The organism is Ideonella dechloratans (genome assembly GCF_021049305.1).
Classification (GTDB): Bacteria; Pseudomonadota; Gammaproteobacteria; order Burkholderiales; family Burkholderiaceae_C; genus Ideonella; species Ideonella dechloratans.
This window is the reverse complement of sequence record NZ_CP088081.1, coordinates 1,463,939-1,489,396: the sequence shown is the minus strand read 5'-3', so window position 1 is coordinate 1,489,396 and position 25,458 is coordinate 1,463,939. Positions and strand designations below refer to the sequence as shown.

General features: G+C 69.1%; 13 protein-coding genes and 2 tRNA genes. 2 read left to right on the top strand and 13 right to left on the bottom strand.

Translation table 11 applies throughout. The annotated features are described in order from the left end of the window. Nucleotides 1-32 precede the first annotated feature (32 nt). The 11 genes from LRM40_RS06995 to hemC form a co-directional block, all read right to left on the bottom strand. Nucleotides 33-8,324 (bottom strand): type I polyketide synthase, encoded by an 8,292-nt coding sequence (locus LRM40_RS06995; RefSeq protein ID WP_231067774.1) that lies wholly within the window; start codon nt 8,322-8,324, stop codon nt 33-35. A gap of 460 nt (nt 8,325-8,784) precedes the next feature. Continuing rightward, entirely contained in the window at nt 8,785-11,256 is a 2,472-nt protein-coding gene (locus LRM40_RS06990; RefSeq protein WP_151124280.1) for an HlyD family secretion protein, read from the bottom strand. A gap of 18 nt (nt 11,257-11,274) precedes the next feature. Next, nucleotides 11,275-12,732 (bottom strand): efflux transporter outer membrane subunit, encoded by a 1,458-nt coding sequence (locus LRM40_RS06985; RefSeq protein WP_170288873.1) that lies wholly within the window; start codon nt 12,730-12,732, stop codon nt 11,275-11,277. 38 nt (nt 12,733-12,770) lie between these two features. Then, complete coding sequence (locus LRM40_RS06980; RefSeq protein ID WP_151124282.1) at nt 12,771-13,199, bottom strand: hypothetical protein; 429 nt, start codon at nt 13,197-13,199, stop codon at nt 12,771-12,773. Nucleotides 13,200-13,229: 30 nt separating this feature from the next. Next, nucleotides 13,230-14,138, bottom strand: coding sequence for a sulfotransferase family protein (locus tag LRM40_RS06975; RefSeq protein WP_151124283.1), 909 nt, complete (start codon nt 14,136-14,138; stop codon nt 13,230-13,232). A gap of 457 nt (nt 14,139-14,595) precedes the next feature. After that, a tRNA-Arg gene (locus tag LRM40_RS06970) sits at nt 14,596-14,672 on the bottom strand. Nucleotides 14,673-14,732: 60 nt separating this feature from the next. Then, nucleotides 14,733-14,809 (bottom strand) — tRNA-Arg (locus LRM40_RS06965). Between the two features lie 67 nt (nt 14,810-14,876). Beyond that, nucleotides 14,877-16,112: a heme biosynthesis protein HemY gene (locus LRM40_RS06960; protein WP_151124284.1), complete on the bottom strand. Its 1,236-nt coding sequence runs from the start codon at nt 16,110-16,112 to the stop codon at nt 14,877-14,879. Between the two features lie 17 nt (nt 16,113-16,129). After that, on the bottom strand, nt 16,130-17,293 hold the full coding sequence (locus tag LRM40_RS06955) for a uroporphyrinogen-III C-methyltransferase (protein ID WP_231067772.1): 1,164 nt from the start codon (nt 17,291-17,293) through the stop codon (nt 16,130-16,132). Between the two features lie 124 nt (nt 17,294-17,417). Further along, the gene (locus LRM40_RS06950; protein WP_231067771.1) at nt 17,418-18,176 is read right to left on the bottom strand and encodes a uroporphyrinogen-III synthase; all 759 of its coding nucleotides are present in this window, start codon (nt 18,174-18,176) and stop codon (nt 17,418-17,420) included. Between the two features lie 3 nt (nt 18,177-18,179). Then, a complete protein-coding gene (gene hemC / locus LRM40_RS06945) occupies nt 18,180-19,136 on the bottom strand; it encodes a hydroxymethylbilane synthase (RefSeq protein ID WP_151124285.1) in 957 nt (318 codons plus the stop codon). Between the two features lie 78 nt (nt 19,137-19,214). Between hemC and ppc the strand changes: the two genes are divergently transcribed. Both ppc and LRM40_RS06935 read left to right on the top strand, forming a co-directional pair. Continuing rightward, nucleotides 19,215-22,046 (top strand): phosphoenolpyruvate carboxylase, encoded by a 2,832-nt coding sequence (gene ppc, locus LRM40_RS06940; protein WP_151124286.1) that lies wholly within the window; start codon nt 19,215-19,217, stop codon nt 22,044-22,046. A gap of 176 nt (nt 22,047-22,222) precedes the next feature. Further along, the gene (locus tag LRM40_RS06935) at nt 22,223-23,533 is read left to right on the top strand and encodes a sulfotransferase (RefSeq protein ID WP_170288874.1); all 1,311 of its coding nucleotides are present in this window, start codon (nt 22,223-22,225) and stop codon (nt 23,531-23,533) included. 26 nt (nt 23,534-23,559) lie between these two features. Here the strand turns inward: LRM40_RS06935 and LRM40_RS06930 are convergent, their stop codons facing one another. Together LRM40_RS06930 and LRM40_RS06925 are read right to left on the bottom strand one after the other, a co-directional pair. Next, entirely contained in the window at nt 23,560-24,354 is a 795-nt protein-coding gene (locus LRM40_RS06930) for a LytR/AlgR family response regulator transcription factor (protein WP_151124287.1), read from the bottom strand. Nucleotides 24,355-24,379: 25 nt separating this feature from the next. Beyond that, nucleotides 24,380-25,441, bottom strand: coding sequence for a sensor histidine kinase (locus LRM40_RS06925; RefSeq protein ID WP_231067770.1), 1,062 nt, complete (start codon nt 25,439-25,441; stop codon nt 24,380-24,382). Nucleotides 25,442-25,458: the final 17 nt, after the last annotated feature.

Sequence of the window (25,458 nt, the reverse complement as noted above, 5' to 3'; positions counted from 1 at the left end):
CTCCTTGGGAAAGATCGGTCATTGCAACAAACTCACACCGACGACTTGCTGGGCTGCTGACCGGCGGTGCCGCCCAGCCGGTTCAGGGCCTGGCTGGCGATGCACTGCATGTCCTCGATCATCATCACCACCTCGCCGGCGGCGTTGGTGTAATAGACGTTGGCGCCCACCAGGCCGGCATCGTCCAGCGGCACCACCTCCAGGGACATGGTCATCTGCTCAGGCAGTTGGTCCACGTAGCGCACCACCCGGCCGAAGCGGGTCGGCAGGCAGGTCTCGTTGCGGAACTCGCGCGCCCAGACGATGGCCAGTTGCGGACCGGCATCGATGATCGCCGGGTCGAAGACCCAGCGGTCATGCTCGGCCGGCACGCCGCGCAGCCAGCCATGGGGCGCGCTCGGCACCACGGTGGCGGCGGCGGCATCGGCCGACAGACCCTTGAGCGCCGTCATCACCTGGAAGCGCGGCCCGTGGAACAGGAACTGGTCATAGGCCTGAGCCACCGGCAGCTTCTTCTCGAAGCGCGCGCGCACCGGGTGGCTGAAACCTTCGGGCAGGCGCTGCTCCAGCCGCAGCACGGCTTTGTAGTGCACCACCGTCTTGCCGCCCTGCTGCTCGCTCTGCAGCGTGGCCACCACCTCGAAACCTTCCGCGCTGCCATAAGGCGGCGGGTTGATCACGATGTCGAAGCGGCGCACGGCCTCCTTGAGCTCCACGCCCTTCATCAGACGGAAGTCCTTGACCTCGACCACACGCCAGCCCGGCCACAACGCGTGGCCGGCCTGGGAAAGCAACTCGAGCGCCACGGCCGCCGGCAGCACCGGGGTCGCATCGATGCGGTGTTCCTGCAGGTAGGCATGGTTGGCGTCGATGGCGAAGCTCACCACCTGACCGCCCATCGGCAGGGTCATCATCTCCGCCGCCCCGAGCAGGGCGCCAAGCACCTTGCCGGGCGCCGCGGGCGCCTGCAGCTGCACGCGGCCCAGATCGGCCTCGCGTTGCTCCCAGGGGCCGGCACCGCAGATGATCTCGACGTAGGTGTCGTCGGTGCGCAGCAACTCGTCCTTGAGCAGCTGACGACCGTCGGCCGCCGTCACCAGGTAGACGCCCTTCTCGGCGAACTTGGCCTCGGTCTCGGCGGTCACCATGCCGGCACCGAACATCGTCGGTCCCCACGGTCCCCAGCACAGGGCGTTGACGTTGACCTGACCACCCCAGCGACGGTAGAGCTGGCAGCACAGGCGGTTCATCAGTTCGTTGGCGGTGGCGTAGTCGGACTGGCCGCTGTTGCCGTACCGGCCGGCCACCGAGCTGAACACGGTCAGGAAGCGCAGCGATTCGGGACGCAGGTACTTCTGCAGCAGCAGCAGTCCGATGACCTTGGTGTTGACCACGCGGTCCCAGCTGTCCGAGGCCTTGTCCACCAGGAACTTGTCCTCGATCACGCCGGCGCCGTGCAGCACGCCGTGGATGGCCCCGAACTGGGCGTAGAGGTCCTCGATCAGGGCCTTCATGCCGGCATCGTCACCCACGTCGACCGAACGGTATTCGACCTTGGCGCCGCGCTGCTCGAAGTCGGCGCGGTTGCCCAGCATCTCGCGGGCGGCCATCACGGCCGCCACCTTCTTCTGAATCTCGGCCGGCTTGAGCGCGCTCTTGCCCGCGCGCACTTCGGCGATGAAGTGCTGACGCAGAGCCTCCGGCGTGGTCAGCGCGGCCTGCTCGGCCGGCTCGGCCGCGGGCCAGGCGCCCCGGCCGGTCAGCACCAGGGTGTTGCCCGGCAGGGCCAGTTCGCGCAGCACCTCGGCGGTGATGCCGCGGGCACCGCCGGTGGCCAGCACCACGATGCCCTGCAGCCGGGCCATGCGGGCCGGGTCGACCGGCGCGACCATGGCCTCGGTCTTGAAGACCGTGCGCTGACCGTCGGGATAGCCCACTTCCTGGCGGCCGCCCACGACCTCCAGCTCGGTCATCACGGTCTGGATCTGGGCCGCCGGCGACTGGCTGGGGTCCAGGTCCACGATCTTGACCCGCAGCTCAGGACGCTCCTCATGGAAGGACTTGAGCATGCCGGCGGCGCCGGACTGCAGGGTCAGGCCGGCCGGCACATGGGTACCGGCGCGGTTGAAGTAGCCGCCCAGCGCGCTGACCGACATCACATGGGCGCCCTCGCCCAGGCTGGCCGACAGTTCGCGCAGCAGCAGGAACAGCGATTTCTCGTTCACCAGCAGCTGCTGGCGCCATTCGGCCACCGAGCCTTGCGGGGGCAGCATCTCGCTGCCCAGCTCGGCCAGGTGGACCAGGCCGGCCAAGGGCTGCGCGCTCTCGCGCAGCTTGGCCGCCCACTCGATCAGGGCCGATTCACTGCCCAGCACGTCGCGTCCCACCAGGACGGACTCGCGCCCCTGCTCGCGCAGGGCGCCTGCCAGGGCCTTGGCCTGGCCTGTCAGGTCATCGGTGATGACGAACAGGCCGGCCTTGAACTGCTTCAGTGCATCGGCTTCCAGGGCTTCGTGCACGGGCACGACGACATGCCGAGGCGGGTGGCCGCTGCTGGCGGGTGCAGCGGCCTTTGATCCCGTCTCGGCAACATCAAAAGGGCTGGCGACAGCGCTCCCGCTCTTGGCCGACCCCATGATGTCCAGCATGCCGTTCAGCGTGGGCTGGGTGTTGAGCTTGCTGCGGCTCTCGGTCAGGGCCGCGCGCAGGCCTTCCGGCAGCTTCTGCAGCATGGCGCCGACGACCTCGATGCGCTTGATCGAGTCGATGCCCAGGTCCGACTCGAGGTTCTGGTCCAGACCCACCATGTCGCGCGGGTAGCCGGTCTTTTCCTCGACGATGGACAGCAGCATGTCGACCATCTGCTCACGGCTCAGCGCCGCGCCGGCCGCAGGAGCGGCGGCGACGGGCGCCGCAGCCACCGGTGCGGGCGCCGGCGCAGGCTTGGCAGCCACGGGAGCGGGCACCGGGGCCGGCATCACCGGCGCGGGCACCACCACCGGGGGCGCCACGGGCGCCACGGCGGCGGGCACCACCGCGGGCGGCACGACGACGGCCGGTGCCACCGGCGGCGCCTCGGCCACACGGGCCAGGGCCACCGGCTGGGCAGGGCGCGCCAGGCGGGCCGGACGGGCCGGAGCGGCCACGCCTTCGCCTACGAACATGGCCATCACCCGTTCCTGGGTTTCCAGGAACTGGCGCATGGTCTCGAAGTATTCCGACATGACGCCGGAAGATCCTGCCGGTGGCAGGGGACGTCGTTCATCCATACGGGGCTCTCTTCTCCAACGTGAAGGGGGGGTTGCGGGCTGCGGAACCGAGGGCGTGGCCGCCGCCGGCATGGAAAGGGTGGCGGCCGCCGGCGCGACCGACAGGGCCGCGGCAGCGGCCACCGGGGCCACCGCCAGGCTCAGGCTCTGGGCCTGCTCCAGCGTGACGCCGATCTGGCGCACCGGGTCCGACAGGCGGCGCACGCCGCTGCCGTTGATCATCCAGGCATGCTTGGGCACACTGACGATGCGCTGCAGGGCGCCCAGCTGGGCCGGGTCGCCGACGCGGCAATCGCGGCCGAACAGGGGTGACGGGTCCAGGTCCACGCCAGCGCACAGCATCTGGGCGACGCCGTTGAGGAAACCGCCCAGACCCGAGCCATCGTCCAGCGCGATGGCCTTGTGCGGCTGGCCCGCCAGGATCTTGGCGGTCAGCTTGGCCAGCACGGACTTCGGACCCACTTCGATGAAGGTGCGGGCGCCGTCGGCATACATGGCCTCGACTTCGGCGACGAACTCGACCGACTGCACCAGGTGCTCGGCCATGCTGCGCTTGACGGTGGCCACGTCTTCGGCATGGGGGCGCCCGGTGGCGTTGGAGTACACCGGGATCTGGCCGGGCTGCCAGTCGGTGGCCTCGATCATCTCGGCCAACGCCGACTGGGCCGGCGCCACCAGCTTGGAATGGAAGGCCGCGGCCACCGGGATGGGCGTGACATCGAAGCCGGCGGCGGTCATCTTGGCCATGGCGGCCTCGACGCCCGCCCGGGTGCCGGAGATGATGGTCTGCAGCGGCGCATTGTGGTTGGCCACCACGACATCGGCCACATCGGCCAACAGGCGATCCACATCGGCCCGCGGGGCCTGCACCGCCGCCATGGTGCCCAGTTCGGCACCGTCGGCCTTGGCTGCATCGACGATGAAGCGACCGCGCGCCGCCGACAGCTGCATCAGCGTGTCCAGACCATAGGCGCCCGCGGCGTGGTGGGCAACGAACTCACCATAGCTGTGGCCGGCCGCCATGTCCGGGGCCAGGCCCATGCCCTTGAGCAGGCGCAGCAAGGCCACCTCGATGGCCCCCAGCGCAGGCTGGGCCACATCGGTGCTGGTCAGGGCCTTGCGGGCGGCGTCCAGCCCTTCTTCATCGTAGACCGCCGGCGGGAAGATGAAGCGACCCAGCGTGCTGCCACGGCCGAAGCGCGCCTCGAACGGTGCCTTCAACGCGGCGTTGGCCTCGGACAGGGCGTCGGACACCTGCGGGAAGGCCACCGCCAGCTCGCGGCCCATCATCGGGTATTGGGAACCCTGGCCGGAGAACAGGACGGCCACCTTGCCCGGCTCGGCACCGGCCGCACCGTGGTGCACGCCCGGCGGCAGCATCGGCACCTGGCCGTTCAGGAAGGCCGCGGCCTTGCCCAGCTTGTCGGTCAGGTCGGCCAGATCCTTGGCCACCACGGCCAGGGTCTCCACGCCCGGCTGCCACTGGGACGCCAGGGTGGCGGCCAGGTCGCGCAGGGCCAGCGCACCGAGCGCAGGCAGTTCCTCGCCCAGTGCGACCGCCTTGGCGACGAGCTGCGCCTTGTCATCGGCGGCCAGCAGCACCAGCTCGGCCGACCACTGGTTCATCGGCGCGCTGCGCAGCCAGGGGCGGTATTCCCGGGTGTACTCCTCCATCACCACGTGGAAGTTGGTCCCGCCGAAACCGAAGGCGCTGCAGGCGGCGCGGCGCGGCGTGTCGTCGCTGGTCAGCCAGGGCTGGGCATCCAGCAACACGTGCAGCGGCGCATCCTCGGCCAGCAGGATCTTGTTGGGCTTCTTGACGTGCAGATGCGGCGGCAGCACCTTGTGCTGCAGCGCCAGGGCGGCCTTGATCAGGCCGGCCACGCCGGCCGTGGCCTTGGTGTGGCCGATCATGGTCTTGACCGAGCCGACCACCGCAGCGTGCGGCACCACCCCCTGCTCACGCATCAGCAGGCTGGTGCTTTCCAGCTCCGCCGTGTCGCCAGCCACGGTACCGGTGCCGTGGGCCTCGAACAGACCCACCTCGGCCGGGCCGAAGCCGGCCTGCACATAGGCACGGCGCATGGCGCGCAGCTGACCGGCCGGCAGCGGCGCGGTCATGCCCTTGGCATTGCCGTCGCTGCTGGCACCGGCGCCCTTGATCACGGCGTAGATGCGGTCGCCGTCGCGCTCGGCATCGGCCAGGCGCTTGAGGGCGATCATCGCGATGCCCTCGGAGATCGCGATGCCGTCGCCCTCCTGGTCGAAGCTGGCGCAGCGGCCGCGCGGGGACAGGGCCTGGGTCTTGCTGAAGCACAGGAAGCCGAAGGGCCCCTGCACGGTGTCCACGCCACCGGCCAGCACGAAGTCGCTGCGACCGGCGGTCAGCTCGCCCACGCCCTGGTAGACGGCCGCCAGCGAAGAGCCGCAGGCAGCATCGGTGGTGAAGTTGGCGCCACCAAAGTTCAGACGGTTGGCGATGCGCCCGGCGATCACGTTAACCAGGATGCCGGCGAAGGAATCCTCGGTCCACTCGGGCAGGCGGTCCGCCACGTCATCGGGCAGCTGGCCGGCGAAGCGCGGCAGCTCGGCGCGCAGGCCGTACTGGGTGCCCACATCCCCGGTGCCGCCACTGGCGCCCAGGATGACCGAGGCGCGTTCGCGGTCGAAGGGACGGTCCACGTAGCCGGCATCGGCCAGGGCACGGTGGGCCACTTCCAGCGCCATCAGCTGCATCGGGTCGATGGCCTCCAGCGACTTCGGCGGCATGCCGAACTTCATCGGATCGAAGGCCACGTCGTCCAGGAAGCCACCCCACTTGGAGTAGATCTTGTCCTTGGCATGGCGGTCGCTGTCGAAGTACAGGCGCCAGTCCCAGCGGTGCGACGGGATCTCGCTGATGCCGTCGACCTTCTTCAGGATGTTTTCCCAGTACTCGCGCACGTCCGCCGCCTTGGGCAGCAGGGTGGCGATACCGACAATGGCCACGTCGGCCGGCGGGATCGCGGGCGCCGCCACCGCATCGGGCTGACTGGCCTCGAGCCGGTCGCTCAGCAGTGCGGCGGCGTCATCGGTCACCTGGCGGTGCAGGGTGGCGATGTCGGTCACCTCGGCGCGCAGCGTGGCGACCTGGCCCAGCATGTACATGCCCTCGGCGCTCTGGCGCTCGGGCGTGAGGGTCTCCAACGCGCCATTGAGGCCGCTGCGGGTGGTGCCCTTGGAGGCGATGCGCAGGCGCCCCATCACCAGGTCGTCCAGCACCTTGCGGGCCTCGTCCACCGGCACCTTGGCCTCGCGCATCTGGTCGCGCTGGCGGAAGAAGTCCTGTGCGAAGGCGGTGTAGGCACAGCGGCTGGCGTGGCCGGGGCCCGATTCGAGTGCCACGGTGTGGTCGCACTCGATCACTTCCTTCTGGAACTGCTCGACGATGGCACCGCTTTCGACGATCTCCTTCGTGAACAGATAGGCACTGCCCATCAGGATGCCGACCTTGACGCCCTTGGCCATCAGCGGAGCCACGAGGGTCTGCACGAAGGCGGACGACACGGCATCGTGGATGCCGCCGGCGAACAGCACCTGCAGCTCGGCCGGGGGGACCTTGCCCTTGGCGAGCTCTTCCAGCAACTTGTCGACCATCGTGCTCCAGAGCACGAAGCTGCTCAAGGGGCCGATGTGACCGCCGCACTCGCGGCCTTCGAAGATGAAGCGGCGCGCACCCTCCCCGACGAACATCGGGATCAGGTTGGCCGAGGGCACGTGCAAGAAGGTGGCGATGCCGGCCTTCTCCAGTGTCACGGCCTGGTCGGGGCGGCCGCCGGCGATGATGGCGTAGGCCGGCTTGTGCTCGGCCGCCATGGCCAGTTGCTCGTCCAGCAGAGCCTGGGGCGCGAAGCCCAGCAGGCCGATGCCCCAGGGCTTGTCGCCCAGGCGCTGGGTGGATTCATCCAGCAGTTTGCGCAGGGCCTCGCCCTTGAGCAGCGCGAAGGCCAGCATCGGCAGCGCCCCGCCTTCGGCCACGGCCTGGGCAAAGGCGGCACTGTCGGACACGCGGGTCATCGGCCCCTGCACCAGCGGATACGAAATCCCCAGGGCCTCGGCCAGCGGGGCGCTCTTGGCCAAGGCCTGCGACCGGACGGCAGCAGGCAGATGGTCGGCGACGGCCGCATCGATGGCCTTGAGCACCTCGCCCAGGCGGCGGTACTGCTTGCGCCAGGCGCCGGCGAAGCACACATCCTGTCCCAGCGGCAGCAGGCCAGCGCGCAGGTTCACCCAGTCGATCTTGCCCTGGACCAGGCCCTTCAGGCGCTCAAAGCCGGCGCCCTCGCCTTCCACGGCCAGTTGGCGCGCGGCGTTGTGGCCGGGGCGCACCAGCACCCGGATGTACTCGCCGTGCTCGCCGTCACCGATGGCCTGGGCCTCGTTGCCCGACAGATTACCCAGCAGGGCGACCAGGGCATCGGAGGGGCCGGCATCTTCCAGCAACAGCACCTGCGAATCCAGGACCACACCTGCCATGCCGATGGCGTGGCAGGCCGCGGCCACATGGGGCGTGACACCACCACGCAGGTACAGCGGCAGCTTGCTGAGCTTGAGCCACTTCTGGATCAGGATGAAGCTGGCATCCTCCCCCACGAAACCGCCGGCCTCATTGCCCTTGAGCAGCCAGCCCTCGACCACGCCATCGGCGGGCAGCGCGGGCACCACCGGCGCACAGACCTCGACCAGGATCCGCACGCCACGCTCGCGCAGCTGAACCAGCAGATCCCAGCCGCTGGCCAGCACGGCGGGCTCGACGATCAGCCAGCTCAGGCCGGAGAGGGCCGGCGAGCGCAGCGCAGTCTCCAGCGTGAGGTCCAGGCGGTCCAGCTTGAGGCCATAGCCCTGGCCGGAGAAACGGGCCACCGTCGCCAGTATCGCCAGCACGCTTTGGCTGTCGGGATGGAACTCGGCATTGACCACACCCACCGCACCGGCACGGCAGGCGGCAATGGCCAAGGCCGCCTCAGACGCGCCCGCGGGGGTGAAGACAAACGTGGTGAACAGTTGCTTGGACATATGTCTTCGGGCCAGTTCTGCAGACGGTCGCGTCGGCCAGTCGCGCCGGAGGTCTTGGCCAACGACTCGCTCCAAGGGGTTTCTACCAACCCTGCTGGCGGGGCGAATCATGTAGCCGATAGCTTGATGTGCCTCTAATGTCCCCCGCCGATCCGGCTAGCGACTATCCCTAACCTCTATCGCGGAACGGCCCCGGAGAGGCCCGCGTGGGGGAAATCACACGAAAGAGACAACCTGGCCGGCGCTTGCCCGCACATGCCCCGAAGATCCTCGCGCTTGCGCACAACTTCCCTTCACATCGCGACAAATCGTCACCTGGAATTATGCGCAGCAGTCTGCCGCGTCAGGCCAGACCCAAAAGAGGGACATCTTTCACGCTTCGCGCCACAACGTCACTCAATCGAGCAGAAAAAAGGCCCCCGCCCAGGCGGAGGCCTCCAGGGCACCGGCTTTCAGGCCGTCAGGGGATCCACGACCACACCTGGACGGTGACGAAGCGCTGCACCGCCAGCGTGAACGCCTTCCAGACCGGCATTGAGGAACCCTCGATCTTGGTGTATCCGGTCATGCCGGTGCGCAGTTCCTGCTGGGGGTTGGGCACCTCGGCGATGACCTTCACCACCGTGCCCATGGACTCGGTCGTCACGTTGCGATCGATCACCGTCACCTTGCCGTCATAGATGCGGTCACTGAAGGCCACAGGCCGCACCCGCACCGGGGCCCCCACCTTGACGAAGGAGATGTCGGTTTCGGGCACCTGGATCTCCACCGACACCTTCGTGGTGTCTTCCACGGTGGCGAAAGCCTGCCCCTTGTCGATGTAGCTGTTGAGGCGGTCCTTCAGATGCAGGGTCAGCAGATTGCCATCGAAGGGCATGACCAGGGCGGCGCGCCCCACCTTGGAGGCGTACAGGTCCCGCTCGTCCTTCAGGGACTTGAGCTTGGCCTCGGCCGCGGCGATCTCATCCTTCGTCGGACCGGTCTTGGCCAGCGCGAGCGCGGCGCGCTTCTCGGCGGTCTGCATCGTATCGACCTGGTATTCGCGGCGGGCCGCGTCCAGTTCCTCGAAGGACACGACGCCATCCTTGTACATGCGCTCCATGCGGGGCACACGGGCCTTGGTGAAGCTCTCGTGCTCGATGGCCACCTGCAGCTCACGCTCCGCCACGGCCACGTACTCGGGCTTCGGCTTCGACTTCAGGTCGGCCACCACCGCGGCCTGCTCGGCCACCTTGGCGTCATAGACACTGACCTGGGCCTGGTAGTCCGGCGTGGCCAGCGTGGCGATCAAGGCGCCCTTCTTGAGGGACTCGCCACCGTCGTAGTTGACTGTCTGCACGACGCCACCGAAGTCGGTGGTGATGACCTGACGCTGGCTCGGGTAGGTGCTGAAGCGTCCGCCGGTCTCGTAGGGATAGGGCATCACCAGGATCAGCAGCGCCGTGAGGGCGCCCGCGATCTTCACGTAGCGCGACCAGTTGCTGGGCGGCTTGAGTTCGTCCTCGGCCTCACCCACCGTGTCCGGCAGCGTGCGCTTGCGCCAGCGGTCGAACTGCACCGAGCGCTCGTAGGCCGCCTGGATCATCTGCAGGCGCTTGAAGGTGCGCTTGAGCAGATAGACGCCCATGATGATGGCCAGCACGATGGCCGTGCCCCCCAGCATCACCGACTGCAGATAGGCACCCACCATCAGGCAGGCCACGATGACCAGCACGAAGGCATAGACCGTGGTCAGCAGCGCGTAGGCGGACAACAGGCTGCCATCGGCGTCCTTGTAGGCACGCCCGTTCATGCGGTTGAGCAGGGTCTTGTAGGCCTTGCCGCGCAGATGGGGTTCGTTCGCGAAGGCGGAGAGCAGGTGGTAACCGCTGCCCTTGACCAACGGGTTGCCCGACACGAACAGCAGGTCGATGCCGGCGATGAAGAACAGCGCCATGCCGATCTTGGGCGCCAGGCTGCCACCGTCGCGGGTGTTGTACCAAATGAGCACGCCCAGGCTGAACAGCACCAGACGGGCCAGCAGGGGCCCGCCCTGCAGCCACATCCGCTCGCGGCGGGAGAGCTGCTCGACATGGCTGACCGTGACCACGAAGCGTGGCAGGAAGGCCATGAAGACGGAGGCGCCGAAGGCACTGACCGTGCAACGGAAGGCATAGGCGATGAATGCGGTGGTGAGCGTGACCACCAGATTCACCGTGAACATGCTGAAGATCACATGCTCCAGCAGGCTGGTCATGCTGTGCAGGTTCTCCATGTCCTGCACGATCAGGTAGCTGTACTCGAAGCACAGCATCAGCGCCGCCACCACCAGCAGGGGCAGGATGTAGACGATGTAGCGCAGCGGGGCCACGACCGGGCTCAGCAGCTTCAGCGCCGGCCGCGGATCGAAGAGCTTGAGCATCCAGCGGGTGGCCCGCGGGTCGAAGCCCACGGCATCGTTCATGCCGGCCGGCAGGTCGCCCTCCGGGCCGGCCGGCGCACCGGGCTTGGCCGCTGGCGCACTCGCGGGCACAGGGACCGGTGCAGGCGCAGCCGCCGCAGCCCCGGTCACCTGGGCGGTGTGGGTCTTGACCACCGCCTGACCATCCTTCACCTCGTAGGTTTTGGTGCGGAAGGGTTCCAGCAGGGCATGGGTCGGGTTCTCCATGTCCAGCAGCTGGCGGTCGGCCAGGCTGGCAAAGAAGAGCTCGATCTCCTGCTGCGAGATCGGGCGACCGAAGCGGTCTTCGAACACCGACTGCAGCTTGGGGTAGTTCTCGCAACCCGGCAACACCTCCAGCAGGAAGAACTGCCAGGGCTCCATGTCGTGAACCTTGTTCAGCAGCTTGTCGCGCAGCAGATAGCTGGGCTGATCGTTCTTGACGATCTTGAATGCCTCCAGGCGCTTGGGCAAATAGGCGGGCAGCGCCACCTTCTTGGTTTGCTCAGTCATGACCAGATCTTTCTGCTGTTAATTCTTCGGGCTGGACGCCGCGTCATCCGCGGCGACGCTCTGCAGCACGTCCGGTGCCGCCACCTTCCAGCCGCCTCCCAGGGCCTTGTAGATCAGCACCAGGGACAGGTGCTCGTCGCGCAGCGCGTCGATTTGCAGCCGCTGGGCGGCCGTGACCTGGCGCTCGGCATCCAGTACCTCGAACAAGGTGCCCTGACCGCCCTGGTAACGCTTCTGCGCCAGTTCGGCCACCGACTTCACGGCCTTCATCTGCCGGGCCAGCGCATCCAGACGCTGCACGGTCTTCTGGTGGTAGACGAGCGCGTCCTCGGTCTCCATCAGGGCGTTGCGCACCGCGCGGCGGTAAGCATCCACATGCAGGGCCTGCACCGCCTCGGCTTCGCGCACCGAGGCATCGTTGCGGCCACCATCGAACACCTTGGCCACCAGCTGGGTGCCGACGCTGCCGAACAGGGCCGGCTCGGTGACGAAACGCGAGAGATCGGTGCTGGCGTAGCCGAACAGACCGGTCAGCGAGATTGTCGGAAAGAACTCCGCCTTGGCCACGCCGATGCGGGCATTGGCCGCACGCAGGTTCGCCTCGGCCATGCGCACGTCCGGGCGCTGCTCCAGCACGGAGGAGGGCAACCCCTGGGGCACCGGCGGCGCCTTCAGCGCATCCAGTGCCGTCGACCGGGGGATCGTTGCCGGATCGGTGCCCAGCAGAATGGCCAGCCCGTTCTCGGCTGCGGCGATCTCACGCTCCTTGGCCGGCACGGCCGCGGCCGTTTCCTCCAGCGCCGCGCGGGCCTGCATGACCTGCAGCATCGTCCCAGCGCCCCCCTGCTGGCGCGCCTCGGCCAGACGGATGACTTCCTGCCGGTTCGCCACGTCCTGCTTGAGCAGGGCCAGCTCCCGGTCCAGCGCCATCAGCTGCACATAGCCGCTGACCACATTGGCGACCACCGTGAGCGTGATGGCCCGCCGGTCTTCATCGGTGGCGGCCAGGTCGGCCAGGTAGGCCTCGTTGGTGCGCTGCACCCGGCCCCAGAGGTCCAGTTCCCAGCTCACCTGGGCCTGGAGCTCATAGGCCGCACTGTTGACCGGCGTGCGCGAGGACAGCGGCACCTGCCGCTCCTCACTCAACTTGTCCCGGGTGGAACTGCCGCGCAGCCCCACCTCGGGCAGCTGCTGGGCCTTGGCCAAGTCCGCCCGCGCCGCGTACTGGCGCACCCGGCCGGCCGCGATGCGGATGTCCAGGTTGTTCTGCAGCGCCTGCTTGACCAGCGCATCCAGTTGGGTGTCGCCGAAGGATTCCCACCAGGCCAGGTTGGCCAGGTCGGCCACCGGTGCCGCACCGGGCTCCGGCGTGCGCCAAGCCGCGGGCGTGACGACCTCGGGACGCTGGTAATCGGGCCCCATGGCACAACCGGCCAGGGCCCCGGTCAACAGGGCCAGCAGGGGAAGGAGGCGCATGGGAGGCCGGCTCCTGGCGCGCGTGGGATGGCAGTGCGTCATTCGTCCTTGTGCTCCCGTGCAAAGCGCTCAGCCAGCAGATCGAGGGCGTGCTCTTCGATCTCCTTGACCCGCACCAGGCGGTTGCGCAACTCGTCGAGGATGGCCTCGAACCACTTGATCTCGTACTCGATGTGCCGCCGTTCCGCCACGATGTCCTCCATCGGCATGTTGGGCGGCGGCCGGCCTTCCTCGTCGAACAGGAACTTGATGCCCTCGGCAATCCGGCTGTTCGCGTTGATGTACTGGACCTGCTTCTCGACGTACTTCTTGACCTTCTTGGCCTTGAATTCCTGGATGACCGCCAGCCGCAGCGCCTGCTGCTGCTTGGACAGCTTGCTGAGGTCCGGATGGCTGGTCACCGGGTCACCGTCGATGGGACCGAGTCGGGGGCGGGTGCCCGGCTTGCGCTCTGGGTTGTCTGTCATGCCAATGCTCTTTGGGTGCCGGTCCAGTGTTCAGGAGTAGCCCAGTTCCGCGGCCAGTTCCAGCACCTGCGGGTACAGCCCCTTGCCGTCCGGGCGCCAGGCCAACGGCTTGTCCAGCGGCGGCACCTTGACCTTGTGGGGACGGAATTCCGGCCCGCGCAGGAAGTTGGGGTCGTTGCCGAACAGGGCGGTGATGGGACCGAAGCAGGCGAACGGCGAGCGCTCCGGATGCATCATGGCGTCGATGGCCTCGGCATCGTCGCGGATACCCAGCCAGCGGCACACGTCGCCCAGGAACTGGGTCGGGTCGTGCATGATGTCCTCGCCGCGTACGCGCATCTGCTGCTCGGCCGGCACCTGGTCGAGGAAGTTCAGGATGTTGGCGTTCAGGTCATGCCAGGCGAACTGGGGATCGACGAAGGCCCGGTCTTCCAGGAAGTCGATCGAGTTCACGTACAGCGCAAAGGCGCCGTCGTTCATGGCCATGATGGACTTGCAGGTGGCCACCGGATGGCGGGTCAGGTGCAGGAAGCGCGCGTCCGGAAAGGCGCGGTACATGGCCTGCATGCGCTTGATGGAGATGGTGTAGGACGGGCTCTTCTCGACCGCGATCAGCGGATGGATGTCCGCCACCAGCTCCTGGTAGATCTCGGCGGTGCTGCGGTGCTGGCGGGCTGCGCACCAGTGGTTGGCCATCTGGACGGTGGCCGTGGTCTGCTCGCCGCCGTAGATCTCCGCCACCGCGCGCAGCAGGCCCTGCCGCGTCTTGGAGAAGTTCTCGATCTCGTCGCTGCGCCGGACCCAGAGATCCATCAGCCGGTCCACATTGAACAGGCACAGCTCCGGCAGACCAAAGGTTTGCGGGTGCTGCCCGATCATCGCGTTCATCAGCGATGTGTAGGACCTCGGTGGCGCCAGAAGAAACAGCGGTGCGGCCATCGGAACTGCTGTGGACAGGTACTTCGCCAGGACGGTGGAACAGCCACCCTGCCTTAGCGACACACGGACAAGTGTGTCACCGTGATCGGGTGACCACGTGGCCAAGATGCGGCACACCTTCACGGGATGCGCCATCTCGGTTCGCGAACTGTCGCGTCCGATTGGACTCCGCACAATCCCGAACTTGCATGGCGCCCCCTGTGAACGTAGGGGAGAACGACAGCTTGACGGCGGGCAGTATGCCGCCCTTGCCGCGACAGGCAGAGCCGATTCGGGGCCCGGTGACAACACAACCCCTAGAACGTCCGCCGGTCAGGCTGCAGACAGCCGCAGCACCATGGAGATGGGCCTCTCGGCCGATCCCGATGCTGTCCCCTGTTCGCGCGATGCGACCGCGGGCGACACCGGCGCAGAAATGAAAAAAGCCAGCACGCTTGCACGTGCTGGCTTTTCTGTCTGGTGCGGCTGGCAGGATTCGAACCCACGACCCCTTGGTTCGTAGCCAAGTACTCTATCCAACTGAGCTACAGCCGCTCACTGTCCGCAGGTGACTCAGGTGAAAAAGCCAGCACCTGAGTGCTGGCTTTCCTTGTCTGGTGCGGCTGGCAGGATTCGAACCCACGACCCCTTGGTTCGTAGCCAAGTACTCTATCCAACTGAGCTACAGCCGCATGCGGAAGCTAGCAGTATAGGGTGAAACCAGTTTTCGATGCAAGCACTTTTTGCCTGAGCCGACGATCAGTCCAAAGCCGCGGCCCGCTGATCGAAATGGCCCGCCTGCGCCTCGTCGTCTTCCTGCCGGGCAATGCGCGCCAACACCCGCAACGCCTGACGCCGCACCCGGCTGGGCAGGCTCTCGGCGCTGGCGGTCTGCTCCAGCAGGCGGCGCGCCTTGCCCCACAACTGGCGGTGGGCAAACACCGCGCCCGCCGCCGCGACGATGGCAGGCTCGCGCCCGTAGCGCGACAGCGCCTGCTCCATCACGGGCAACCAACGGGTGTCCACCGCGTCCACACAGGCCACCAGGGCCAGCGCCAGCTGCTCCCGGCCTTCGCCGTCCTGGCGCTGGAGTTGCTCCCAGGCAGGCCACAACCAAGTCTGACCCAGCCCGGGAACACCCAAGCTGGCGGCACGCCGGGCGGCTGCGGCCAGGACCCAGGGATCGCGACGATCGGCCTCGTCCAGCCCCTGCCAGACGCGGCCAAGCTGACTTTCGTCCAGCGCCTGCTCCAGCGCGTCGATGGCAAGGGAGCGCAGCAGGGACTGCGCCGCCCCGACGGAGAAGCCCTGGTGCTTGGCCAGCAGCCGGGCCGTCTGCAGCGCCTCCAGGGGACGCCCCAGCTGCCTGGCCGCCTGCAGCTTCAGCCGCAAAGCCTGGGTTCGCCGCGCCACACCCGGCGGCAGCTCGGACAGCAGGGCCATGCAGCGCCCGGCGTCACGGTCCTCCATGGCCCATTGCGCGGACAGCAGGAGGATGCCTTCCGACGTGCTACCGCTGCCTTGGCAGGCCTGGGCCAGCGCCAACTGCTCGTCCCGCGCGATCTTGTCCTGCAAGCGGTGCAGCGCGGAGGCCGCGATCAATCGTGCCTGCACCGTGAAATTGCGGTCCTGCGCCAACTCGCGCGCTTCGGTCTGAAGGTCCAGCGCCTTCTGGACCGCCCGCTGCGCCCGCGCATAGCGCGCCGCCAGGAACTCGCCGAAGCCTTCCCGCAGCAAGGCCTGGGCCGCACGTTCGCGCTTGAGCTCGCGCCATTCCCGCGCACGCACGGGAAGGCTCAGCAGGGACTGGGCCGCCTGCAATGTGGCGAACAGCACCATCACCACGCCCAGCAGCACGAGCAGGAACAGATTGAGCGACAGGTCCAGCCGCCAGTGGCCGTAGAACAGCGACACCAGTGCGTCGTTCTGCCCGAACGCGGAGGCCGCGACCACGGCCGCCACAAAGAGAAGGATCAACCAGATGACCGAGCGCATGGGGTCCGTCCGGGGTGTCAGCGGCCGGCGGCCGCGGCGGTCAGTGCCGCCAGGGTGTCGTCCGGTCGCGGCAGCGTGGCCTGCCGGCTCTGGCCCGCCACCTGCTTGAGTTGCTCCTGCACGGCCTTGACGCGCTGCGAGCTGGCATCGAAGTAGCGCGTCAGTATCTGCTGGGCCTGGGCGATGTCGCCCTGGGCCTGGTCGAACTGACGTGACAGCAGCGCCAGGCGGGCGTTGAGCAGGTGCAACTTCAGGTTCTCACGCAGGAAGAAGGCCTGCTCGGGCGCCACCAGTGCCGCCTCCGGATGATCGATGGAGGTCACGCGCACCAGGGATCTGATCTCCACCCAGGCTTGGCTGGCAAACACCTTCCACTGGTCCCGCAGCACGCCCCACCAAGCCATCTCCGGCAGGTTGACCGGCGCCTGATCCTCTTGCGTCCGCGATGCGGCCTTGTCCGGCGCGGCGGCCCGCACCGGCGCGGGTGCAGCGACCTCGCGCCGCTTCGGCGAGGACGTCAGCGGCAGATCGTCCACCTGACGGGTGGCTTCGTCCAGACGGATCGACAGGGCAGGCACATCCGCCACGGCCACGCTGCGCAGGCGGTCCATGTCGCGTGCCACGGCACGGCGCACGCGTTCCAGCCGGGGCTGGTTGTAGCGCGCCAGCCGCTCATCGGTCTGCTTGAGCACGGCCATCATGGGCTCGACGCTGCCCGTGATGGCCGCCTGCTGCTGGGCCACCCGCAGCCCGGCCTCCACATCGGACAGCACGTTCTCGTCCCGCGAGCGGGACATGGAAGAGATCAGATCCTCCACCTGCGAACGCTGCAGGGCCGTCTCGGCCACCTTGGCTTCCAGCAGGGCCAGCTTGGCCTCGGATTGCGTGGCAATGTCATGGGCCTGGCGCGAGAGCATGCGCGCCTCGGCCGATTCGTCCTGACTCACCTGCTGGCGGCGCACCAGCTCGGACTCCAGCACCTGAAGGCGCTCGTGCGTGGACCAGGCCAAGCCCAGGGCGCCCAGGCTCAGGAGGGCCATGCCCCCCAGGGCCCAGGGCACCCAGTTGCCGCGCCCTTCGGCGGGTGACACGGAAGACGCCCCCATGGCCGCGACTGGCGCCACAGAGGACTCGGCAGCGGCCGGAGCGGCTGCGGATGGGGTGTTGTCGGTGGTGCTCACGTTGACTGTCGATTGTATCGACCGGACTTCCCGGCCTGCGGCGCTGCGGCGCCCCCGCCACACCCCGGGGGACCATCCCCCCTGAATCGAGGGACAAGGCCTCCGCCCCGTCCTCGCGCCACCTTCAGCCCTTCAGGGCCTGCGCCACCGCCTCGACGCCGGCGGCCACATTCTCCACACGCCCGAAGCCGGCCTGCCGGGCCCGGGCCGCGATGCGTTCGTGAGACGCGAGGGCCCAGGCCCTCTCCCAGCGACCCCGCGGCAACAGGGTGAGCAGGTGGTCAATGGCTTCCGAACTGCTGAGCAGCCAGCAGCTGCCCTCGGGATCGGCCAGCGCCGCGGTGGCCAGCGCCCTCTGTTCGGGCGTCCACGCCGGTGCCCGCCTCTGATAGGCCTGCAGGAAGCCCACGTCGGCACCGGCCTGGCGCAGCGTCGAGGCCAGCCAGTCGCGCCCCCCGTCGCCCCGCACGATCCACACCCGACGGCCGCGCCAATCCTCGGCACGCAGGCGCTCCCAGAGGGACTCGGACTCCAGCACCGCACCCGGCGCCGGCGCCACCACCGCCTCGGGCGGCACACCCAGGACATGCAGGGCGGCCACGGTGCCGGGGCCCGTGCAGGCGGCGCGCACGCCGTCTGGCCAGGCCCAACCCGCGGGCAGGCAGGCCCCGAACCGGCTCACCGCATTCGGGCTGACGAACATCACCAGCATGCCGGGCTGCAGGCCGTCGACCATGGCCTGCACCGCCGACGGATCCGGGGCCGGGCCGATCTCGATCAGGGGCAACGCAACCGCCGGCAAGCCGGCGGCGCGCAACTGCCGCACCCAACCATCGGCCTGCGGCTGCGGCCGGGTCACCAGCACGCGCGCCGGCAGGGTCATGGCTCAGACCGGCTGCGCCGCGAGGTAGGCGGCACCGCCTGCCGCCACCAGCCGCTCGGCGGCCTCGCGGCCCAGGGCCTCGGCGGCCTCGGTGGTGGCCACCGAGGCCGACAGGCGGGCCTTGAGCAGCGGCTGCGCCGGCTGCGCCGCATGGCCCAGGGCCACGTCCAACTGCATGCGGCCATCGTCCAGCCACACCGCATGGGCCGCCAGCGGCACGCTGCAGCTGCCGCCCAGGGCACGGGACACGGCCCGTTCGGCGTGTGTGGCCAGCCAGGTGGGCTGGTGGGACAAGGTGGCCACCGCCTGGCCCAGCGGCCCGGCGTCGGCCCGGATCTCCAGGCCCAGCGCCCCCTGCCCCGCGGCGGGGATCATGTCCTCGGCGGCAAAGGTGGCGCGGATGCGCGCGCCCAGGCCCAGGCGCTTCAGGCCCGCGGCCGCCAGCACGATGGCGTCGTAGCCGCCTTCGTCGAGCTTGCGCAGCCGGGTGTCCAGGTTGCCGCGCAGCGGCTCGATGCGCAGGTCGGGCCGCAGGGCCTTGAGCTGCACCACGCGGCGCAGGCTGGAAGTGCCCACGCAGGCCCCCTGCGGCAGTTCGGCCAGGCTGGCATAGCGGTTCGAGACGAAGGCATCGCGCGGGTCCTCGCGCTCCAGGATGGCCACCAGCGCGAAGCCCTCGGGCAGCTCCATCGGCACATCCTTGAGCGAATGGACCGCCATCTGGGCCTGGCCGGCTTCCATGGCCACCTCCAGTTCCTTGACAAACAGGCCCTTGCCGCCCACCTTGGACAGGCTGCGGTCCAGGATCTGGTCGCCCCGGGTGGTCATGCCCAGCAGCTCGGTGGGCAGGCCCAGCTCTTGCTGAAGCCGGTCGCGCACATGCTCGGCCTGCCACAGCGCCAGGCGGCTCTCCCGGGTGGCGATGACAACGGGGGTGGCGATGGAAGCGTTGGATTGCATGGCCCGGGATTATGGCTGCGCCGCACTGCTAGCATCGCGTCCGCCCACGGACGCCTTGACGCTTTAGAAGGACCTTTCATGCCCGCTGCTCAGCCCGCCCGCCGCCCTGCCCGCCCGAATGCCCGGGCGACGAGGGTCAACCGCCCCGCAGAGGATCCGGACAAGGATCGCCCGCTGGTGGAGGACATCCGGCTGCTGGGCCGCATCCTGGGCGACGTGATCCGCGAGCAGGACGGCACGGGGGCCTACGAACTGGTCGAGCGGGTGCGCCAGCTCTCGGTGGCCTATCGGCTGAAGAACGACGCCCAGGCCGGCCGTGCGCTGGACCGGCTGCTGAAGAACCTCACCGCCGACCAAACGGTCAGCGTGATCCGCGCCTTCAGCTACTTCTCCCACCTGGCCAACCTGGCCGAGGACCGCCACCACCTGCGCCGCCGCGAGCACCACGAGGCCCTGGGCGAGCACCAGGCCGGTTCGCTCGCGCACTGTTTCGACAAGCTGGCCCAGGCCGACCACCGCGCGGCCGACATCGCCGCCGCGCTGTCGCAGGCCTACATCTCGCCGGTGCTGACCGCCCACCCGACGGAAGTTCAGCGCAAGAGCATCCTGGATGCCGAGCGCGCCATCGCCGAGCTGATCGGCGTGCGCGACCACCTGCGCACCGCCGCCGACCGCGAGGCCAACGAGCGTCAGATCCGCGCCCGCGTGACCCAGCTTTGGCAGACGCGCATGCTGCGCTACACCAAGCTGACCGTGGCCGACGAGATCGAGAACGCGCTCAGCTACTATCAGGCCACCTTCCTGCGCGAGGTGCCGCGCCTGTACCAGGTCGTGGAGCAGGCCCTGTCGGGACACGAGGTCGGCACCTTCTTCCGCATGGGCAACTGGATCGGCGGTGACCGCGACGGCAATCCCAACGTGACCGCGCCCACCCTGCAGCTGGCCCTGTCGCGCCAGTGCGAAACCGCCCTGCGTCACTACCTGACCGAGGTGCACGCCCTGGGCAGCGAGCTGTCGATGTCGCAGATGCTGGCCCCGGTCACCCCGCAGATGCAGGCCCTGGCCGACCGGTCCCCCGACCACAACCCGCACCGCGAGGACGAACCCTACCGCCGCGCCCTGACCGGCATGTACGCCCGCCTAGCCGCCACGCTGCAGGAGCTGACCGGCACCGAGGCCCTGCGCCATGCGGTCGCCCCCCAGCAACCCTACGAGAAGGCCGAAGACTTCCTGGCCGACCTGCAGGTGATCGACGAATCGCTGCGCCGCCACCATGCCGAGGTGCTGGCCGAGCCCCGCCTGGCGCCGCTGATGCGCGCGGTCCAGGTCTTCGGCTTCCACCTGGCCACGGTGGACCTGCGCCAGAGCTCGGACCAGCACGAGGCCGTGGTGGCCGAACTGCTGCGCACAGCCCGCGTCGAGCCCGACTACAGCGGCCTGGACGAGCAAGCCCGCCGCACCCTGCTGATGACGGTGCTCAACGACGCCCGCAGCCTGAGGGTGCGGGGCGCCGACTACTCGGAGCGCACCGTTTCCGAACTCGCCATCTTCGATGCCGCCGCCGAGGGCCGCCGCCGCTACGGCCGCGATGCCATCCGCCACTACATCATCTCGCACACCGAGGATGTGTCCGACCTGCTGGAGGTGCTGGTGCTGCAGAAGGAGGCCGGCCTGCTGCACGGCCTGCTGCAGGAGGACGCCTCGGTCGACCTCATCGTCTCGCCGCTGTTCGAGACCATCGCCGACCTGCGCCATGCGGTGCGCATCATGCGCGAGTTCTATGCCCTGCCCGGCGTGGCCGCCATGCTCCAGCGCAGTGGTGGAGAGCAGGACATCATGCTGGGCTACTCGGACAGCAACAAGGACGGCGGCCCCTTCACCAGCAACTGGGAGCTCTATCGCGCCGAGATCGGCCTGGTGGCCCTGTTCGATGAGCTGCAGGCCGCCCACGGCATCCGCCTGCGCCTGTTCCATGGCCGCGGCGGCACGGTCGGCCGCGGCGGCGGCCCCAGCTACCAGGCCATCCTGGCCCAGCCCCCGGGCACCGTGCGCGGGCAGATCCGTCTGACCGAACAGGGCGAGGTGATCGCCTCCAAGTACGCCAACCCGGGCATCGGCCGACGCAACCTGGAGACCCTGGTGGCGGCCACGCTGGAAGCCACGCTGCTGAGCCCCACCAAGGCCCCGCCCAAGTCCTTCCTGGAGACGGCCGACGCCCTGAGCGAGGCCAGCATGGCGGCCTACCGCAAGCTGGTCTACGAGACCCCGGGCTTCACGGACTACTTCTTCGAGTCCACGCCGATCCGCGAGATCGCCGAGCTCAACATCGGCTCCCGCCCGGCCTCGCGCAAGGCCACCCGGGCCATCGAGGACCTGCGTGCCATCCCCTGGGGCTTCTCCTGGGGCCAGTGCCGCGTGGCCCTGCCCGGCTGGTGCGGTTTCGGCTCGGCGGTGCAGGACTTCCTGGAAGCCGATCCGGCCCAGCGCGATGCCCGCCTGGCCCTGCTGCAGCGCATGCACAAGCAATGGCCCTTCTTCCGCACCCTGCTGTCCAACATGGACATGGTGCTGGCCAAGAGCGACCTGGGCCTGGCCGCCCGCTACACCGAACTGGTGCCGGACAAGCGCCTGGGCAAGCGCCTGTTCTCCGCCATCCGCGCCGAATGGGAGCGCACCGAGGCCGCCCTGGGCTGGATCACCGGCGAAACCCGCCGGCTGGAAAGCGCGCCCAGCCTGGCCCGCTCCATCGCCCACCGCTTCCCCTACCTGGATCCGCTCAACCACCTGCAGGTCGAGCTGATGCGCCGCTACCGCAACCGGCGCGAGGGTGACCCGGCCAACGAGCGCCTGCAGCGCGGCATCCACCTGTCCATCAACGGCATCGCCGCCGGCTTGCGCAACAGCGGCTGAGGGCCGCAGACGTCATGTGCAGGTGCAGCAATTACCCCCAGCTGTCAAGCCTTGTGTGCCCCCAATCCACCGGTCACGCGATGCGTCCTAGGGACTGTCACTGACATGTTCCCCTCGTATGATCGGCGCACACAAGGTTTTTCTGACGCGATAAACAGTTTGAGGGAACAGGCAGCATGACGCACACGGTCGAGACCGTCGAGCCGAAGATCATCGAGATCGTCGAGGAGTTGACGGAGGATTGGGACGTCGACCTCGACGGGGGTGTCGGTCCGGCCACGACGATGATCGGCGACATCGGCTTCGCCTCCATCGATTTCATCCAGCTGGTGGTGGCCATCGAAGGCGCCTACAAGCAGAAACTGGGCTTCCAGGACCTGCTGATGCAGAACGGCGCCTACGTGGATGACCTGAGCGTGCGCCAGATTGCCACCTTCGTGGCCGGTCGCCTCAATGGCGCCGCTCCGGCTCCGGCGCCCGCGGCCGCCGCGCCGGTCAAGGCCGCGACCCCGGCCACGGTGGTCACCAGCGTGCCCGACAGCGAACGCGTCACCCCTGAGAAGCTGGCCCGCTTCCGCGCCAGCATCGCCCGTCGCACCCTGAGCGGGGATGACAAGCCCAAGAACCCGCCGGCCCTGTTCGTGCTGTCGCCGCCGCGCTCGGGCTCCACGCTGCTGCGCGTGATCCTGGCGGGCAGCTCCAAGCTGTTCGGCCCGCCCGAGCTGCACCTGCTGCCCTACGCCACCATGGGCGACCGCCTCAAGGCCCTGTCGGGCGAGCACACCGAGCACCTGCTGGACGGCACGGTGCGCGCCCTGATGCAGCTGCACGGCTGGGAGGCCGACCAGGCCCGCGCCTTCGTGTCCCGCTGCGAGCAGGAGAACATGAGCACCAAGGCGTTCTACCGCCTGCTGCAGGAGCCGCTCAAGGGCGAGAAGCTGCTGGTGGACAAGACGCCCTCCTACGTGATCGACGTGGACATCCTCAAGCGCATCGAGGTGGACTTCGAGAACTCGCTGTTCATCCACCTGCTGCGTCACCCCTGCGGCATGATCCGCTCCTACGAGGAATCCAAGCTGCAGCGCCTGATGCCCATGGTGCAGGAAAGCAGCTTCGGCGCCCGCGAACTGGCCGAGCTGACCTGGCTGACCGCCCAGCTCAACACGCTGGAATTCGCCAAGCAGGTGCCCAAGGAGCGCTGGCTGACCCTGCGCTACGAGGACATCGTCTGCAGCCCCGAAGCTTCGATCCGCCAGATCTGCGACTTCGCCAAGATCCCCTACGAGGACGCGATGATCAACCCCTACGAGGAGATGGATCAGCGCATGACCGACGGCGTGGACAACGCCTCGAAGATGAGCGGCGACCTGAAGTTCCACCTGCACAACGCCATCAACCCCGAGGCCGCGGTGCGCTGGAAGCAGTTCTACACCGACGGCATCCTGGGCGCGCAGACCCTGGAGATCGCCCGCTCGCTGGGCTACTGATCCACCGGCTCTTCGCCCCCCCCCGCTCAGAGGCCCTCGCTGGCGAGGGCCTCGCGCACCGCAGGCAGCTGGCGTCGCGAGACGGCCAGCCACTCCCCGTGCGGGGCCAGGCGCACCGCCCAGGTCTCGCCCCCCTCCTCCGCCCCGCCCTCGCTGCCCAGGCCCGTGCGGCGCTCCAGGGCCCGCACGGCGGCCCGCGCCACCAGGGCATTGCGGTGGATGCGCACCACCGCCGCCCCCAGACGTTCCTCCAGGTCGGACAGCGCATCGTCCAGCACATAGCTGTGCTCGCAGGTCCGCAGGGTCACGTACTTCTGCTCGGCCTTGAGGTAGACCACATCCGGCACCGGCACCCGCAGCACCCGGCCCCGGTCGCTCACCACCAGCACCGGCACCTCCGTCGCCGGGGGCGCTGCCACCGGAACCGGCCGCACCCCACGCCCCAGGCGCTGCAGCACGCGCCCCAGGGCCTCCTCCAGCCGGGCCCGCCGCACCGGCTTGGTGAGGTAGTCCACCGCGTCGATCTCGAAGGCCTGCAGCGCATGCTCGGCATGGGCGGTGACGAAGACCACCGCCGGCGCCGGATCGCACTGCCGCAGGCGCCGGGCCAGGGCCAGGCCATCGCTGCCGGGCATGTGGATGTCCAGCAGGACGGCATCCACCGGCGCGCGGCTGAGCAGGTGCAGGGCCTCGGCCGCACTGCCGGCCTCGCCCGCCACGTTCACCGGCAGCGCCAGATCGGCCAGCAGGCCCCGCAGCCGCATCCGCGCCAAGGGCTCATCGTCGACGATCATCAAGCGCAGGCTGTCGTTGTTGTCCATCACACCCTCTCTGCTGCAGGCCGGCTCACACCGGGACCCCCAGGGACACCCGCCAGCGCCCGTCCTCGATCAGGCCGCTGCGGAAGTCGCAGTCCAGGTCGTGCATCAGGCGCAGCCGTTCGCGCACGCTGGCCAGGCCGATGCCATGGCCAGGGCGCCGGGCCGCATCCAGCGGCACCGTGTTGGTCACCGAGATCAGCACGCGGTCGCGGCGGCGCCGGGTGCGGATCTCGATCTGTCCGCCCCGGTCGCTGGGTTCCACGCCGTGGCGCACCGCGTTCTCGATCAGCGGCTGCAGCACCAGCGGCGGCAGGCGGGCGTCGTCGGCCTGCGGGTCCAGGTCCCAGGTCAGGCGCAAGCGGCTGCCAAAGCGCAGCTGCTCGATGTCCAGGTAGCGGCGGCTGAGCGCCACCTCGTCCTTCAGCGTCGTGGCCTCGTCCATGGCACCCAGGGCGGCCCGGAACAGCTCGGCCAGGTCCTCCAGCACCTCCTCGGCCCGGCGCGGGTCCACCTGCACCAGCGCGATGGCGGTGTTCAGGGTGTTGAACAGGAAGTGCGGCCGGATGCGGGTCTGCAGATCGGCCAGCCGGGCCGCGGTGGCCGCCGGCAGCCGGGCCCGGTAACGCCATCGCTCTGACAGCAGCAGCAGCCAGGCCAGCAGGCCCCCCGTCATGAAGGGCGCCAGCCAGGTCGTGTCCAGGTCGCCGGACAGGCCCAGGCGGTTCATGGGCACCCAGGCCAGCAGGGCCGCCACCCCGCCGATGGCCGACACCCCCACCGCCTGGCCCCAGCCCGGCAGGCGGGCCATCAGCGGGCGCGCGGCGCAGACCGTCACCAGCCAGCCCAACGTGGCCGGCACCGCGACCGTGGCCGCCTGGCTGAGCAGCGACACCCAGTGCGTCAGGCCGCGGCTGACGAACAGCAGGCCCGAGCCCAGCACCGCATGCACCAGCCACAGCGCACGCAACACCATGCCGCTGCTGCAACCGGGCAGCGCGCCGGCCGCGCTGGGAGCGCCCGGCAGCTGGGCAGCCAGCTTCAGGTCGTCGAACAGGGTGGTGTGGCTGGAATCGCTGGGGGTGCTCACAGCATCGATTCTGGCCG

Bases quoted from the DNA above. Each gene is read 5' to 3' on its own strand.
- LRM40_RS06935 (WP_170288874.1), top strand. From the start codon at position 22,223: ATGACGCACACGGTCGAGACCGTCGAGCCGAAGATCATCGAGATCGTC.
- LRM40_RS06980 (WP_151124282.1), bottom strand. From the start codon at position 13,199: ATGACAGACAACCCAGAGCGCAAGCCGGGCACCCGCCCCCGACTCGGT.
- ppc (WP_151124286.1), top strand. From the start codon at position 19,215: ATGCCCGCTGCTCAGCCCGCCCGCCGCCCTGCCCGCCCGAATGCCCGG.
- LRM40_RS06950 (WP_231067771.1), bottom strand. From the start codon at position 18,176: ATGACCCTGCCGGCGCGCGTGCTGGTGACCCGGCCGCAGCCGCAGGCC.
- LRM40_RS06990 (WP_151124280.1), bottom strand. From the start codon at position 11,256: ATGACTGAGCAAACCAAGAAGGTGGCGCTGCCCGCCTATTTGCCCAAG.
- hemC (WP_151124285.1), bottom strand. From the start codon at position 19,136: ATGCAATCCAACGCTTCCATCGCCACCCCCGTTGTCATCGCCACCCGG.
- LRM40_RS06975 (WP_151124283.1), bottom strand. From the start codon at position 14,138: ATGGCCGCACCGCTGTTTCTTCTGGCGCCACCGAGGTCCTACACATCG.
- LRM40_RS06985 (WP_170288873.1), bottom strand. From the start codon at position 12,732: ATGCGCCTCCTTCCCCTGCTGGCCCTGTTGACCGGGGCCCTGGCCGGT.
- LRM40_RS06930 (WP_151124287.1), bottom strand. From the start codon at position 24,354: ATGGACAACAACGACAGCCTGCGCTTGATGATCGTCGACGATGAGCCC.
- LRM40_RS06960 (WP_151124284.1), bottom strand. From the start codon at position 16,112: ATGCGCTCGGTCATCTGGTTGATCCTTCTCTTTGTGGCGGCCGTGGTC.
- LRM40_RS06995 (WP_231067774.1), bottom strand. From the start codon at position 8,324: ATGTCCAAGCAACTGTTCACCACGTTTGTCTTCACCCCCGCGGGCGCG.